Below are 14,393 nucleotides of genomic sequence, written 5' to 3'. Positions count from 1 at the left end.
TAAAAAGTCAATAAAATGGCAACAAATAGAACATTTACAATGCTTAAACCAGATGCTGTAGAAAACGGACATACTGGAGCTATCTTAGAAAAAATTAATGCTGCAGGATTTAGAATTGTAGCTTTAAAGAAAACTCAAATGACAAAAGCAGATGCAGAAACTTTTTATGCTGTGCATAATGAGCGTCCGTTTTTTGGAGAGTTGGTAGAGTTTATGACTCGTGGACCAATTATTGCTGCCATTTTAGAAAAAGATAATGCAGTAGAAGATTTTAGAACTTTAATTGGTGCTACAAACCCTGCTGATGCAGCAGAAGGTACTATTAGAAAATTATATGCGACTTCTATGGGAGAAAATGCTGTACATGGTTCTGATTCTGATGAAAATGCGACAATTGAAGGTAACTTTCACTTTTCTGGAAGAGAGCAGTTTTAAGAACGATTCTCATAAAATATTTAAAACTCACAACTTTCGTTGTGGGTTTTTTGTTTTATACAGTCATTAATAGATACTTTGATTACGAATACTTTATTAATTGAAGAAAAAATAATTTTAAAAACTAGCTACAACAAAGATGTGTATTAAAAATCATTTAATTTTAACTTAACATAAGTTGCTTACACCAACATCAATTTAGAAACAACCACATCACCCAATTCTTCATTTATCATTTTAATAATTTTGTCTTTACCATAACTTAATTCTTCTCTTAAAACTGAGGAAGATAGCTGAATAATTAAAGTTTTATTTTGCAACTTTACAGAAGTTGTATGTGCAGCAACTCCTGGTCCCATCATTTTCATCCAAGTTTCTTCAACCTTAATTTTTTGCATTCCTTTACTCAAATTATTTTCTTTGATAAAGGTTTTCATTAAGTCTTCTATTGAAAAAGAATCGTTTTCTCTTTTTGCCATTTTTAATTTAGATTTTTGGATTTTTTAGGGAATCTAGATTGCTAGATGTAAAACTATAACCTAAAAATCTGATAGTCAGAATTACTTTGTTTAATAATGTTTTCTGTTCTTTCAGAATGTGTGTCTGTAATAAATATTTGCCCAAATTCATCATTATTTACCAAATCTACAATTTGAGACACTCTATTTTCATCCAATTTATCAAAAATATCATCTAATAACAAAATTGGAGTCATTTTAGATTGCTCTTTAATAAATTGAAACTGTGCTAATTTTAAAGCTATTAAATACGATTTTTGTTGCCCTTGAGAACCAAATTTTTTTATAGGATAATCACCAATTTCAAAACTCAAATCATCTTTATGAATCCCTGAAGTTGTATACTGCAAAATCTTATCTTTTTCTAAAGATTTTTGCAACAAATCTTTCATTTCAAAATCGTGTAACTGACTCTTGTACTTTAAATTAACACGCTCTTTATCACCTGAAATAATTTGGTATTTATAATTAAAAATGGGTATAAATTCTTCTAAAAAAGATTTTCTTACAGCATAAATTCTAGCCCCATACTCTGCAAGTTGTTCATCATAAACACTTAAATTTAAAGCATCAAAAGTTCTATTTGCTGCAAAATATTTTAATAATGCATTTCTTTGAGAAAGTACTTTGTTGTAAGCAATTAAATCTTGTAAATATTTTTTGTTTTGCTGAGAAATAACACCATCTATAAACTTTCTTCTAGTATCACTCCCTTCTGTAACCAAATCTCTATCTGCTGGAGAAATGATAACTAAAGGAATTTGTCCAATATGTTCAGAAAACTTGTCATAATTTTTACCATTTCTTTTTAATACTTTTTTTTGTCCCTTTTTTAAACTGCAAACAATTTTCTCATTTCTTTCATTTAAAAGGTAATCTCCTTCTACCATAAAAAAAGATTCTCCATGTTTAATATTCTGTATTGCTACAGAATTAAAATAACTCTTTGCGAAAGATAGGTAATAAATAGCATCTAATATATTGGTTTTACCTACGCCATTATCGCCTACAAAGCAATTTATTTTTTGCTGAAAATCAAACGATTGTGATTCTATATTCTTAAAATTAACTAAAGAAATCTTTTGTAAATGCATTAATAAAAAAAGGGTTTAAAAATCTTTTGCAAATTATTGAAAATTTTGCGAAATAACTGCTTTTAAAATCCAATTAAAAAAACTATTTTTGCTGCCACTAATTTTTAAGGAAATATGGCAACATACAAGAAGAGAGGATATAAACCAAAGAATCAAAAAGAAGAAAATATTGCAGATCAGTCTGACAGTACAACTGCAGAAGTTTTTAATACTTTAGATGAAACTGCTTCAAAATCAGAAAAATGGATTGAAAAAAACAGCAAGACTTTATTTACTGCTTTAATAGCTGTTGTAGTTATTTTCTTAGCTGTCTTAGGATATAATAAATACATTTCTGAACCAAATGAATTAGAAGCGTCTAACGAATTGGCTTTTCCAAGAAAGTATTTTAACGAAGCTGCAACTGCTGGTTCTGGAATCGATTCTTTGTTAACCTTAGGTTTAGAAGGTGCAGATGGTAAATATGGGTTTAAAGATATTGCTGAATCTTATAGTGGTACTAAAGCTGGGAACTTAGCAAACTATTATGCTGGTGTTTCTTATTTACAGATGAAAAATTACGAAAAAGCCATCGAATATTTAGAGAAATTTGATTCTGATGATGAAATGTTAGGACCAGTTTCTTTAGGTGCTATTGGCGATGCTTTTGCAGACATTAATCAAGCAGACCAAGCTTTAGAATATTATGAAAAAGCAGCAAATAAAAAAGATAACGACTTTACAACTCCTTTATTTTTATTTAAAGCTGGACAAACTGCTTTAGATTTGAAAAAATTTGATAAAGCAGAAAGTTTATTTACTAAAATTAAAGAAAACTATTCTAAATCTGACCAAGGTAGAGATATAGAAAAATTTATTGCTGCTGCAAAATACGCTAAAAAATAAGTTGGCAGTAAAACAGTAGCAGTGGGCAGTCAAAAACTTACTGAAGACTGAAAATTGAAGATTGAAAAAACATGGCAACAACCAATTTATCTTATTACGATAAAACAACAATCCCAAATGCGAAGAATTTTCGGTTTGGGATTGTTGTTTCTGAATGGAACCCAGAAATCACAAAAAATCTGCATCAAGGAGCAATAGATACTCTTATAGATTGTGGTGCAGCTAAAGAAAACATTATTTCTTGGGATGTTCCAGGAAGTTTTGAGCTGGTATATGGTTGCAAAAAAATGATTCAAGCAGAATCTTTAGATGCTATTATAGCTATCGGAAACGTAATTCAAGGAGAAACAAAACATTTTGATTTTGTTTGTGAAGGAGTTACACAAGGTATTGTAGATTTGAATATAAAATATGACGTTCCTGTTATTTTTTGTGTATTAACAGACAATACAAAACAGCAATCTTTAGACAGATCTGGAGGTAAATTAGGCAACAAAGGAATTGAGTGTGCAGTAGCTGCAATTAAAATGGCGGCTTTAAAAAATATTGATAGAACTTCTGAAAGTATTGGCTTTTAAAATTTTTATACTTTAAAAAATTAAGAATACTTTTAACATCAATATTTGAGAAATCCTTTTTATTTCTTTAAATTTGAAATGCTTAAAAAATTGGTATAATCATTGATTTCTTCTTTATCAATATAAACCAATTAAATTTTAATTATGGGATTTTTAAAAAGAACACACAAACAATTTGACTACAAACCTCGATACTATCAAGGAGAAGGAAACCCTTATAAAATTGAGCACAAATTAGATAAGTTCAGAAAAACAGCAGGAAAAAACAAAGGTTTTAAAGGTAAGTTTAGTGATGCTATAGATGATTTAAAAAATCCTGATAAAAGTGTAAATAAAACCCTTTTAATAATCATTGCAATTTTAGTTTTTATTTTCTTATATATTATCGATTTCGATTTATCTATTTTTAAAAGAAATTAATGTCTGATATAATTCAATTGTTACCAGATCACGTTGCAAATCAAATTGCAGCAGGAGAAGTTGTACAACGTCCTGCTTCTGTGGTAAAAGAATTGTTAGAAAATGCTATTGATGCTGGTGCAACAAATATAAAACTGTTATTAAAAGATGCTGGCAAAACCCTAATTCAAGTAATTGATGATGGTAAAGGAATGAGTACAACAGATGCAAGAATGTCTTTTGAACGTCATGCAACTTCAAAAATTCAAAAAGCAGAAGATTTATTTAATTTAAATACCAAAGGTTTTCGTGGAGAGGCTTTAGCCTCTATTGCAGCAATTGCACATGTAGAGTTAAAAACAAAACAAGCAAACGAAGAATTAGGAACTTGTATTAAAATTGAAGGAAGTAAAATTGTATCTCAAGATTTTGTTTCTACAGGAAAAGGTACAAGTTTAGCTGTTAAAAATTTATTTTATAACATTCCTGCAAGAAGAAATTTCTTAAAATCTGATACTGTAGAAACTAGACATATTGTTGATGAATTTCAAAGAGTTGCTTTAGCACATCCAACTATTGCTTTTCTATTACATCATAATAACAACGAGGTTTATCATCTTAAAAATGGAAATCTTAGACAACGAATTGTAGCAGTTTTTGGTGCTAAAATGAATGAAAAATTAGTACCTATAGATGAACAAACAGATATTGTTGCTATTCAAGGTTTTGTTGCAAAACCAGAATACTCAAAAAGAAAAAGAGGAGAACAATTCTTTTTTGTGAATGATCGATTTATAAAAAGTTCTTACTTAAACCATGCAGTTACAAGTGCTTTTGATGGTTTGTTAGAACAGGGTTCACATCCCTCCTATTTTTTATATTTAAAAGTACCCAAAGATTCAATAGATATTAACATTCATCCCACAAAAACGGAGATAAAGTTTGATAATGAAAAAGCATTGTATGCAATGCTAAGAGCCACTGTAAAACATAGCTTAGGGCAGTACAATGTAGCACCTGTTTTAGATTTTAATAGAGATGCAAATTTAGATACACCTTATCATTTTAACACAAAAACTAGTACAACTAAAGTACCTAAAATTTCTGTAGATCCAAATTTTAATCCTTTTAAAGAAGATGAAAAAAGAACTTCAAATTCATCTTACATACCAAAAAAACAAACAGAAAGTTGGGAATCTTTATACACTACTGTGGCTGTTGAAACAGAACAACAACAAGAGGAATTGTTTGACAATCAACAAGAAAACAAAATACAGAAAACGTTTCAAATTCAGCGTAAATATTTATTAAGTTCTATAAAATCTGGTGTGGTTTTAATCAATCAATCTTTAGCACATCAAAGAATTTTATACGAAGATTTTTTAGAGAGCATTACAGTAAAAGAGGCAAACAGTCAGCAATTATTATTTCCTGTAAAAATTTCTTTTTCATCTGCAGAAATAGAAATGATTTACACCATAAAATCAGAATTAGAAAATGCTGGTTTTTCTTTTGATGAATTTACCAAAGATAGTGTTACCATAAAAGGAATTCCTGTTTCTGTAACAGAGAGTAAAATTACCATTATTTTAGAAGAATTGTTAAATGATATTAATTTAGAAGTGCCAGTTGCAAGTTTTAGTCATTTTGATATTATGGCAAAATCGTTTGCAAAAACATTATCTATAAAAACAGGCACACAATTATCTGAAAGAGAGCAAGAAGAGTTGGTTAATAATTTATTTTCTTGTAAAGAACCTTCTGTATCTCCTTTTGGCAAATCTACTTTTAAAACATTAACGTTAAACGAAATAGATAATTTATTTAATAGTTAAAAATGAATAGACTTACAGAAACAATAAAGCATTTAATAATAATAAATATTATTTTTTTTATTGCAGTAAAATTTCTTGGTAATAATTTATATGATAGTCTTGCCTTATGGTTTCCTGAAAACGATAATTTTAAAATTTGGCAAATTTTTACGCATATGTTTATGCATTCTCAAACATTCATTCTTCATATTATTATGAATATGTTTGGTTTATGGATGTTTGGAACACCTTTAGAACAAATGTGGGGGAGAAAAAAGTTTCTTTTTTTCTATTTTTCAGCAGGTTTAGGAGCTGTAATATTACCTTGGATTATTGATTTCTATCAATTTAATTCTATTATTGACCAATTAGTTATTAATGGATATAACAAATCTGATATTTTATCAACTTTAAATGAAGGTAAATATGTTGTAGGTTGGGAAAGCATTTTAAACAAAGGAGACTTTAATAATTTATTTAGCGTTTTTAATAAATTTGGAGTTGGTGCATCTGGTTGTATAATGGGACTTGTAGCTGCTTTTGGTATAAATTTCCCCAATGCAAAAATGGCATTAATTTTTTTACCAGTTCCAATTGCTGCAAAATATTTTATTCCTGTATTGTTAGCTTATGAAACTTTATCTGGTATTTTTGGATGGTCATCTATTTTTGGAGTAAACATAGCTCATTTTGCTCATCTTGGTGGTGCAATAGTGGGAGCTTTAATTGCTTGGTATTGGAAAAAAAATCAATTTAAAAGATACAATTAATGAGTTTTGTAAACGATATAAAACAGCGCTATAAAACAGGAAATATTGTAGAAAAACTAATCTTTATAAATATTGGTGTTTTTGTACTTTCTCTTTTATTATCTGTTATTTTTGGATTGTATAAAAATCAAGTAGATTTTATTGGACAGTGGTTTGCTTTAGAATATAGTTTCTCTTCTCTATTAAGCAAACCTTGGTCTATTGTTACTTATGGTTTTTTGCATGCAGATTTTTTGCATATCCTATTTAATTTGATTGCTTTGTATTTTACTGGTAATTTATTTATCGAATATTTTACACAAAAACAGTTGCTAAACTTTTATATCTTTGGAACTATTTTAGGCGGATTTTTATTCATTTTAAGCCATAACTATTTTCCTTTGTTTGAAGGAGGCTCCCCTCCATTAGTGGGTGCTTCTGCAGGAATATCTGCTATTTTTATTGGAATAACCACTTACATACCTAATTATCAATTTAAAATACGTTTTATAGGTTTTATAAAACTATGGCATTTAGCAGCAATTTGGGTAGGTTTAGACATATTAGGTTTAATTGGTGCTAATGCTGGTGGGCATTTTGCACATTTAGGTGGTGCTCTTTTCGGTTTTTTATATGTAAACCAAGCCAGTAATAAAGAAATAAAAATTTGGGATAAAATAATGTCCTTATTTACTTCTAAAAAGAAACCTCTAAAAACTGTCTATAAATCACCAAAAACAAACACAAAAACAAAAACAAAAACAAATACAAATACGTCATTAAACCAAAAGCAAATAGACCATATTTTAGATAAGATAAGTAAATCTGGTTATGACACCTTAACTAAAGAAGAAAAAGAGTTTTTATTTAAACAAGGAAAAAAGTAGTATGAAAAAAAAAGCTTTTTTTGATAAAATAATTTATTTTATAAACTCCTTAGCTGCATTTTTATTATTGCTATCTTACCTACTACCCTATATTTCTCCAAAAAAATTTCCTCTTTTTGCTATTTTAAGTCTTTTTGTACCCTTTTTATTAATTTTAAACTCGCTATTTCTTGTTTATTGGTTAATTAAATTAAAAAAGCATTTCTTAATATCTGCACTTGTACTGGTTATTGGTAGCTTTTTCTCTACTTCTTTTTATAAAATTTCTAAAAAAAATACTCCTTTAAATGATGATATTAAGGTAATGAGTTATAATGTGAGAATGTTTAATCACTGGAAATGGACTAAAGAAGAAAACATAGATGAAAAAATAACTTCTTTTGTAAAAGATAATGATCCAGATATTTTAGCAGTTCAAGAAAACATGACATTGCCAAAATATACTTTAGACTTTCCTTATAAATATCTCAAGAAAAAATATGAAAGAGGTCGATTTGGGATAGCAATTTACTCTAAATTTCCTATAGTAAATCGTGGATTTTTAGAATTTGACAATACGTCTAACGAAATTATTTTTGTTGATGTAGTCCGTAAAAAAGATACAATTAGAGTTTACAATTTGCATTTACAATCTTTAAGCTTATCACCCGAAAAAGAAAATTTTGGTAAAGAAAGTTCAGAAAAATTAATAAAAACACTTAAAGAGCGTTTTAAAATGCAAGCTGAACAAACTGAGTTTTTTGTAGCCCATGAAAAAAAATGGACAGGAAAAAAAATTATCTGTGGCGATTTTAACAATACTGCCTATTCTTGGGTATACAAACAAATATCAAAAAATAAAAAAGATGCATTTTTAGAAGCTGGGCAAGGGTTTTCTAAAACCTTTAATTATTGGTTTCCTATGAGAATAGATTTTATCCTTACAGATGAATCTGCAACAATAAACCAATACAAAACTATTTCTAAAAAATATTCTGATCATTTTCCAATTTCTGCAAAAATTAACTGGTTAGATTAATTATATTCGCAAAAAATAAACAACTATGAAACATTTTGATGTAGCAATTATTGGTAGTGGTCCTTCTGGATCTTCTGCTGCTTTTCATTCAGCAAAAAAAGGTTTAAAAACTGTAATTATAGAAAAAGAAACTTTACCACGTTACAAAACTTGTGGTGGTGGTTTTGTTTTTAGAGGACGTAAAGATTTGCCTTTTGATATAGCTAGTGTTGTAGAAAGAGAATTTTATACAGTAGATGTTTTTTTAGGAGATTCTTTGCATTTTAAAACAGTTAGAGAAGAGCCAACAATTACTATGATTATGCGTGATGCTTTTGATAATTTAATTGTAGAAAAAGCCAAAGAATTAGGTGTAACTTTATTAGAAGATAACAAATTAAAAGAGCTTACTTTTAATAATGATGTGGTAAAATTAACTACTTCTAAAACTGAAATTACTGCAAATTTTGTGATTGCTGCAGATGGTGCTTTGAGCCCCACAGCTAAAATGGCTGGATGGAAAGAAGATACCAGAAAATTAATTCCTGCTTTAGAATATGAAATAGAAGTGCCAGAAGAAGATTTTAATCGGTTAAAAGATGTAGTACGTTTTGATATGGATGCCATTCCTTTTGGCTATGCTTGGAATTTTCCAAAGAAAAACCATTTATCTGTTGGTGTAGCATCTACCAAAAGATCTAAAATAAATTTAAAAGAGTATTATCAAAAATATTTAAAAACTCTAAATATTACTACAATTTTAAAAGAATCTCAACACGGATTTCAAATTCCTATTGCACCACGTACAGATGGTTTTGTTCAGAATAGAACTTTTTTAATTGGTGATGCTGCAGGATTTGCAGATCCTATTACTGCAGAAGGAATTTCTAATGCAATTTACAGTGGTCTTTTAGCTGCTGAAGCTATTGCAGAAAGTAATGGTGCTTATATGCAAGCAAAAGAATTGTACTTGCAAAAGATTAATAAAAAATTGTTACCAGAATTAAAAACTGGAATTTGGTTATCTAAATGGTTTTACGAACAAGCAAAAGTTAGAAATTTAGTTTTAAAAAAATACGGTCAAAGTTTTAGTGAAGCTATGGCTGATGTTTTTCATGGCAAACGTTCTTATCCAATAAATATTAAAAAGAAATTGGGTGAAAAAATTAAAGGGTTAGTAACTAAATAAATTACAATTCAAAACCATACTCGCGTTCTACTTTACAAATTCTGAGTTGGTATTGTTTATACCATTTTTCTCTACCTAAATTTCGAGCTTTGGTATGCTCTAAATTGTTTTTCCAAGCAACAATATCATCTAAAGTTTGCCAATAAGAAACTGTAATACCAATGTCGCTTCTTGCAGACTCTATTCCTAAAAATCCTTTTTGAAGTTTTGCTAATTGTTCCATTTCTTCTGCGGTTTTAGAATAACCTTCCAAATTATCAGAAACTATAGTTGAAAAAATGACAGCATAATATGGTGTTTTTAAACTTGTTACAATCATAACTCTAATTTGTATTTGGTTTCTGGTAATTGAATATCATCACTAATAAAATTTTCAACTTTTTCAAAATTTAACTTTTCTAAAATCTTTTTTGATGCAATATTAACGTCAACTACGTAAGCTATCACTTTTTTTATTCCTATTTCTCTACAATAAGAAATTAGTCCTTTACAAATTTCTGAACCATATCCCAAACCCCAGTATTTTTCTAAAAATCGATATCCAATTTCGTCATCAATACCATCTTTTACAATTGCAACAGTTCCTACAAATGTAGAATTTGCTTTTGTTACTATTGCATAAATCCAAAAATTATTATTCGGTTTGGCATATTTTGAAATTAGGGTTTTAATTTCTTCCTTATTTTCTATGTAACTCTTTGGATTTCCTGTTGCATACCTTAAAACCATTGGGTTACTTTCTAATTTATGAAAAGCTTCTAAATCGTCTAAAATTAGCTTTCTAACTATTAGTCTTTCTGTATCAAAAATCATCAATAATATTGTAAATTTGTAATTCTTAAATGTACGTGAATGAATGCAGAAAAAAAAGTTGCTTTTTACACTTTAGGATGTAAATTAAACTTCTCAGAAACTTCTACAATTGCTCGAAATTTTGTGAATGAAGGTTTTAAACGTGTAAACTTTGAACAAAAAGCAGATGTATACGTTATTAATACCTGTTCTGTTACAGATAATGCAGACAAACGATTTAAAACAATCGTAAAGAATGCGTTAAAAAAGAATGATGATGCTTTTTTAATAGCAGTTGGTTGCTATGCGCAATTAAAACCAGAAGAATTAGCTGCTGTAGATGGAGTTGATTTAGTTTTAGGAGCTACAGAAAAGTTTAATGTAACTAGTTATATTAACGATTTGACCAAGAACAATGTTGGTGAAGTACACTCTTGTGAAATTTCTGATGCCGATTTTTATGTAGGTTCTTATTCTATAGGAGATAGAACTCGTGCTTTTTTAAAGGTACAAGATGGTTGCGATTATAAATGCACTTATTGTACAATTCCTTTAGCACGTGGAATTTCTAGAAGTGACACTTTAGAGAATGTTTTGGAAAACGCCAAAGAAATATCATCCAAAGGCATTAAAGAAATTGTTTTAACAGGTGTTAATATTGGTGATTATGGAAAAGGTGAATTTGGTAACAAAAAGCACGAACATACTTTTTTAGAATTGGTTAAAGAACTGGATAAAGTTGATGGAATACATCGTTTAAGAATATCTTCTATAGAACCCAATTTATTAAAAGATGAAACCATACATTTTGTATCAAAATCAAATTCTTTTGTCCCTCATTTTCATATTCCACTCCAATCTGGAAGTGATGCACTACTTAAGAAAATGAAACGTAGATATTTACGTAAAACCTATACAGATAGAGTTTCTAAAATAAAAGAAACAATGCCCAATGCTTGTATTGGTGTAGATGTTATTGTAGGTTTTCCTGGAGAAACTGATGAGCTATTTTTAGAAACTTACAATTATTTAAATGAGCTAGATATTTCCTATTTACATGTTTTTACGTATTCTGAAAGACCAAACACAGAAGCTGCAGAAATGGAGGGAATTGTTCCTAAAAAAGTACGTGCAAAACGCAGCAAAATGCTAAGAGGTTTGTCTGCTAAAAAAAGGCGCTCTTTTTATGAAAGTCAATTAGGAAATACACTTACTGTATTATTCGAAAACGAAAATAAGGAAGGATATATAAACGGATTTACAGAAAATTATGTAAAAGTTAAAACCCCTTGGAATCCAGAATTAGTAAATACTTTGCACAAAATTAAACTCACAGAAATTGATGAAGATGGTTTGGTTAGATTTGATTTTGTGAAAGATAAAATTGTTATCTAAAATTAAAACATTATGAAATACTTTTCATTACTTATTGTTTTTTTGGCATTGAGTTGCAGTCAACCAAAAAAAAATATAAAACAAAAAGACTCTAAAAATAAGGAAGAAACGCTAACAAAAGAAAGTATTAAAACAGTAGATAAAATTCCTTTAAAAAAAGAAGCTTCATTACATTAATAGTTACTTTAAAAAACCCGAGAAATAAAGAAGATGCCAAGTCTTTAATAGAAAATAGCGGTCTGATTTGGAGTAATTTAATTATAAATAAAAACACATTAAAAGTAGCAGAAATAAAAGTACCTACAAATAAAAAAGATTTTTGGATTGAGCGATTAAAAACTGCAAACATTTTTTCTTCTATTTCTATTAAAGATGATAAGATTGTTACAGAAATTAAAAAAAACGCAGAAAACACATTTGTTTCTATAAGCAAAACAAATTGTTCTGGAGATTGCCCAGTATACGACATTACTTTATACAAAGATGGTACAGTACTTTTTAATGGTATTAAAAATGTTTTAGTCTCTGGAAAGCAAAAATTTATGATTTCTGAAAGTCAGTTAAAAAAGATTAAAGAAATGTTTAATAAAACTTCTTTTGGTACATATCTTGATAGTTATGTAGATAAATCTTTAATGGATTATCCAAGCACATTTATAACTTATAATGATAAGCTAATTGAAATTAAACTCTGGAAAAATGTCCCAGAAGAATTGGCTTTTGCTTACGAAGCCATAGAAAATGTATTAATAGACAATAAAATTATTGAATAATGACAAAAACCCCTATTTACTTTGTACCTGGTTTAGCAGCTGGTCCAGAAATTTTCGAAAACTTAAAGCTTGACGAAGATAAATATGAGCTGCATTATTTAAGATGGATAAAGCCTCTTGCCTTAGAAGAAGATATAGACAACTATGCATGTAGGTTAAGTGATGAAATTAAAAAAGAAAACCCAGTTTTAATAGGTGTTTCTTTTGGTGGAATAATGGTACAAGAAATGGCGAAATTTGTAAATCCTAAAAAAGTAATTATTATTTCTAGTGTTAAAAACCAAAAAGAATTACCTAAGAGGTTTAAAATGGCAAAGTTTACTAAAATTTATAAACTTTTCCCCACAAAAGTAGTTGCCAATTTTGAAGAATATGCTCAATATTTTTTAGGAAAATCTTTAAAAAAAAGAGCTGCACTTTATAAAAAATACTTATCTGTAAGAAGTGAGAAATACATAAAATGGTCAATATTTAATATTCTAAAATGGGAACAAATAAACCCTTTAAAAGATATTGTTCATATACATGGTACAAAAGACAATGTATTTCCTATAAAAAACATAAAAGACCCAATAAAAATTGAAGGTGGTACACATGTAATGATTTTAAATAAGGCAAAAAAAATATCTAAAATAATTGATGACGTTTTAACTTGTTAAACCACTAACGATTTCCTATTTTTATGGTATAAAATCGTTACTATGAATAAATCTTTACGCTTTCTATCTATTTTATCTGTTATATTTATCACCTTAATATTTATAAATGCTATAGATAAAAATACATCTGATCCAGAAATAAGTACTCATGAAACTTATAAAATAAAAGCAATAAAACTCCCAAAAAACTTAAACTTAGCAGGAGAAAGAGTGCCTTTAGAAAAACCAGATATTAGAGAAAGAATGGACAGAGAGCTGCTTGTAAATACGTATTGGCAATCTAATGGTTTACTTCTAATTAAAAGAGCAAATAAATATTTTCCCATTTTAGAACCATTACTAAAAAAATATGGTTTACCAGATGATTTTAAGTTTTTAGCACTGGCAGAAAGTGCTTTTATAGATGAAACATCTTCTGCTGGTGCTGCAGGAATGTGGCATTTTATGAAAACCACTGGAAAAGAATATGGTTTAGAAATAAATAAAAATGTAGACGAAAGATATAATATAGAAAAATCTACAAAAGTCGCTGCAGAATATTTAAAAAAATCTAAAGAACGTTTAGGTTCTTGGACCTTAGCTGCTGCTGCCTACAATGCTGGTAATTATGGTGTTTCTAAAAGACTGGAAACACAACAAGTAAATAATTATTATGATGCACTTTTACCAGACGAAACAGAAAGATATATATTTAGAATAATTGCTTTAAAAGAAGTTATTTCTAACCCAAAAAAATATGGTTTTGTTTATGATAAAGACGATTTATACACACTCCCAAAAACAAAAATTGTAAAAGTAGATACTGTAATTAGCAATATTGCAGCTTTTGCAAAAAAATATGGGATTACTTACAAGGAGTTAAAAATACATAATGCTTGGTTAAGAGAAAACAAACTAAACAATAAAAGCAGAAAGTTGTACGAAATTAAAATTCCTTTAAAGTAGCACTATTCAATTATATTTTTAACTCTACCTACCAAACCAGATTTTAATTGGACTTTTATTCCATAAGGATGATTGGGAGATTTTGTAAGTATTTTTGAGACTTCTCCTGTTGTTAATTCTCCAGTTCTTTGATGTGGTTTTTGTACAATTTCTACAAATAAATCTACTTTAATATTATTTCTTTTTCTTCCGTCAATCATAATTTTATGGTAATGTGGCAAAAAATGGTTGGTAATTTTTACATCAAGATTTGTTATATTCCCAAAGTTAATTTGAACAGGACA

Annotated in this window: 19 protein-coding genes; 14 read left to right on the top strand and 5 right to left on the bottom strand. The window is 28.4% G+C overall.

The genetic code is table 11. The features are described from left to right. Positions 1–15: 15 nt before the first annotated feature. Positions 16–435 (top strand): nucleoside-diphosphate kinase, encoded by a 420-nt coding sequence (locus ACY2RW_RS12260; RefSeq protein ID WP_490123016.1) that lies wholly within the window; start codon positions 16–18, stop codon positions 433–435. A gap of 182 nt (positions 436–617) precedes the next feature. On the opposite strand, the gene ACY2RW_RS12255 is transcribed toward ACY2RW_RS12260, so the two are convergent. Beyond that, on the bottom strand, positions 618–914 hold the full coding sequence (locus tag ACY2RW_RS12255; RefSeq protein WP_490123015.1) for a DciA family protein: 297 nt from the start codon (positions 912–914) through the stop codon (positions 618–620). A gap of 53 nt (positions 915–967) precedes the next feature. Further along, complete coding sequence (gene recF / locus ACY2RW_RS12250) at positions 968–2,047, bottom strand: DNA replication/repair protein RecF (protein WP_490123014.1); 1,080 nt, start codon at positions 2,045–2,047, stop codon at positions 968–970. Between the two features lie 114 nt (positions 2,048–2,161). Between recF and ACY2RW_RS12245 the strand changes: the two genes are divergently transcribed. The 8 genes from ACY2RW_RS12245 (at position 2,162) to ACY2RW_RS12210 (ending at position 9,545) form a co-directional block, all read left to right on the top strand. After that, complete coding sequence (locus ACY2RW_RS12245) at positions 2,162–2,932, top strand: tetratricopeptide repeat protein (RefSeq protein WP_490123013.1); 771 nt, start codon at positions 2,162–2,164, stop codon at positions 2,930–2,932. Positions 2,933–3,003: 71 nt separating this feature from the next. Further along, entirely contained in the window at positions 3,004–3,510 is a 507-nt protein-coding gene (gene ribH / locus ACY2RW_RS12240) for a 6,7-dimethyl-8-ribityllumazine synthase (RefSeq protein WP_490123012.1), read from the top strand. 144 nt (positions 3,511–3,654) lie between these two features. Further along, positions 3,655–3,930: a riboflavin synthase subunit beta gene (locus ACY2RW_RS12235; protein ID WP_490123011.1), complete on the top strand. Its 276-nt coding sequence runs from the start codon at positions 3,655–3,657 to the stop codon at positions 3,928–3,930. Next, positions 3,930–5,744 (top strand): DNA mismatch repair endonuclease MutL, encoded by a 1,815-nt coding sequence (gene mutL, locus ACY2RW_RS12230; RefSeq protein ID WP_490123010.1) that lies wholly within the window; start codon positions 3,930–3,932, stop codon positions 5,742–5,744. Before ACY2RW_RS12235 ends, mutL begins: the two co-directional genes overlap by 1 nt. 2 nt (positions 5,745–5,746) lie before the next feature. Further along, positions 5,747–6,493, top strand: coding sequence for a rhomboid family intramembrane serine protease (locus ACY2RW_RS12225; protein ID WP_490123009.1), 747 nt, complete (start codon positions 5,747–5,749; stop codon positions 6,491–6,493). Beyond that, on the top strand, positions 6,493–7,359 hold the full coding sequence (locus ACY2RW_RS12220; RefSeq protein WP_490123008.1) for a rhomboid family intramembrane serine protease: 867 nt from the start codon (positions 6,493–6,495) through the stop codon (positions 7,357–7,359). Before ACY2RW_RS12225 ends, ACY2RW_RS12220 begins: the two co-directional genes overlap by 1 nt. A gap of 1 nt (position 7,360) precedes the next feature. Further along, positions 7,361–8,377, top strand: coding sequence for an endonuclease/exonuclease/phosphatase family protein (locus ACY2RW_RS12215; protein ID WP_490123007.1), 1,017 nt, complete (start codon positions 7,361–7,363; stop codon positions 8,375–8,377). 25 nt (positions 8,378–8,402) lie between these two features. Continuing rightward, complete coding sequence (locus ACY2RW_RS12210) at positions 8,403–9,545, top strand: geranylgeranyl reductase family protein (RefSeq protein ID WP_490123006.1); 1,143 nt, start codon at positions 8,403–8,405, stop codon at positions 9,543–9,545. A gap of 1 nt (position 9,546) precedes the next feature. Here ACY2RW_RS12210 and ACY2RW_RS12205 read toward each other — a convergent pair whose 3' ends face one another. Beyond that, positions 9,547–9,864, bottom strand: a complete 318-nt coding sequence (locus tag ACY2RW_RS12205; RefSeq protein ID WP_490123005.1) for an antibiotic biosynthesis monooxygenase family protein — start codon at positions 9,862–9,864, stop codon at positions 9,547–9,549. Then, positions 9,861–10,358: a GNAT family N-acetyltransferase gene (locus tag ACY2RW_RS12200; RefSeq protein WP_490123004.1), complete on the bottom strand. Its 498-nt coding sequence runs from the start codon at positions 10,356–10,358 to the stop codon at positions 9,861–9,863. Before ACY2RW_RS12200 ends, ACY2RW_RS12205 begins: the two co-directional genes overlap by 4 nt. Positions 10,359–10,397: 39 nt before the next feature. On the opposite strand from ACY2RW_RS12200, the gene mtaB reads away from it, so the two are divergent. The 5 genes from mtaB to ACY2RW_RS12175 are packed head-to-tail and all read left to right on the top strand — an operon-like array spanning position 10,398 to position 14,109. Beyond that, on the top strand, positions 10,398–11,732 hold the full coding sequence (gene mtaB, locus ACY2RW_RS12195) for a tRNA (N(6)-L-threonylcarbamoyladenosine(37)-C(2))-methylthiotransferase MtaB (RefSeq protein WP_490123003.1): 1,335 nt from the start codon (positions 10,398–10,400) through the stop codon (positions 11,730–11,732). A 12-nt stretch (positions 11,733–11,744) separates the two neighbouring features. Beyond that, positions 11,745–11,909: a hypothetical protein gene (locus tag ACY2RW_RS12190; RefSeq protein ID WP_490123002.1), complete on the top strand. Its 165-nt coding sequence runs from the start codon at positions 11,745–11,747 to the stop codon at positions 11,907–11,909. Further along, positions 11,900–12,505 carry a DUF6438 domain-containing protein gene (locus ACY2RW_RS12185; protein ID WP_490123115.1) on the top strand — a complete coding sequence of 202 codons (606 nt, stop codon included), beginning with the start codon at positions 11,900–11,902 and terminating at the stop codon, positions 12,503–12,505. The genes ACY2RW_RS12190 and ACY2RW_RS12185 overlap by 10 nt, the downstream gene beginning before the upstream one ends. After that, positions 12,505–13,164, top strand: coding sequence for an alpha/beta hydrolase family protein (locus ACY2RW_RS12180; protein WP_490123001.1), 660 nt, complete (start codon positions 12,505–12,507; stop codon positions 13,162–13,164). Before ACY2RW_RS12185 ends, ACY2RW_RS12180 begins: the two co-directional genes overlap by 1 nt. Before the next feature lie 42 nt (positions 13,165–13,206). Further along, positions 13,207–14,109: a lytic transglycosylase domain-containing protein gene (locus tag ACY2RW_RS12175; RefSeq protein ID WP_490123000.1), complete on the top strand. Its 903-nt coding sequence runs from the start codon at positions 13,207–13,209 to the stop codon at positions 14,107–14,109. A 2-nt stretch (positions 14,110–14,111) separates the two neighbouring features. On the opposite strand, the gene ACY2RW_RS12170 is transcribed toward ACY2RW_RS12175, so the two are convergent. Then, the coding region (locus tag ACY2RW_RS12170) for a YwbE family protein (RefSeq protein ID WP_490122999.1) at positions 14,112–14,393 on the bottom strand (282 nt) is incomplete at its 5' end.

Source organism: Polaribacter sp. 2305UL8-11 (genome assembly GCF_058147165.1).
This window is presented reverse-complemented; position numbering and strand designations above follow the sequence as displayed.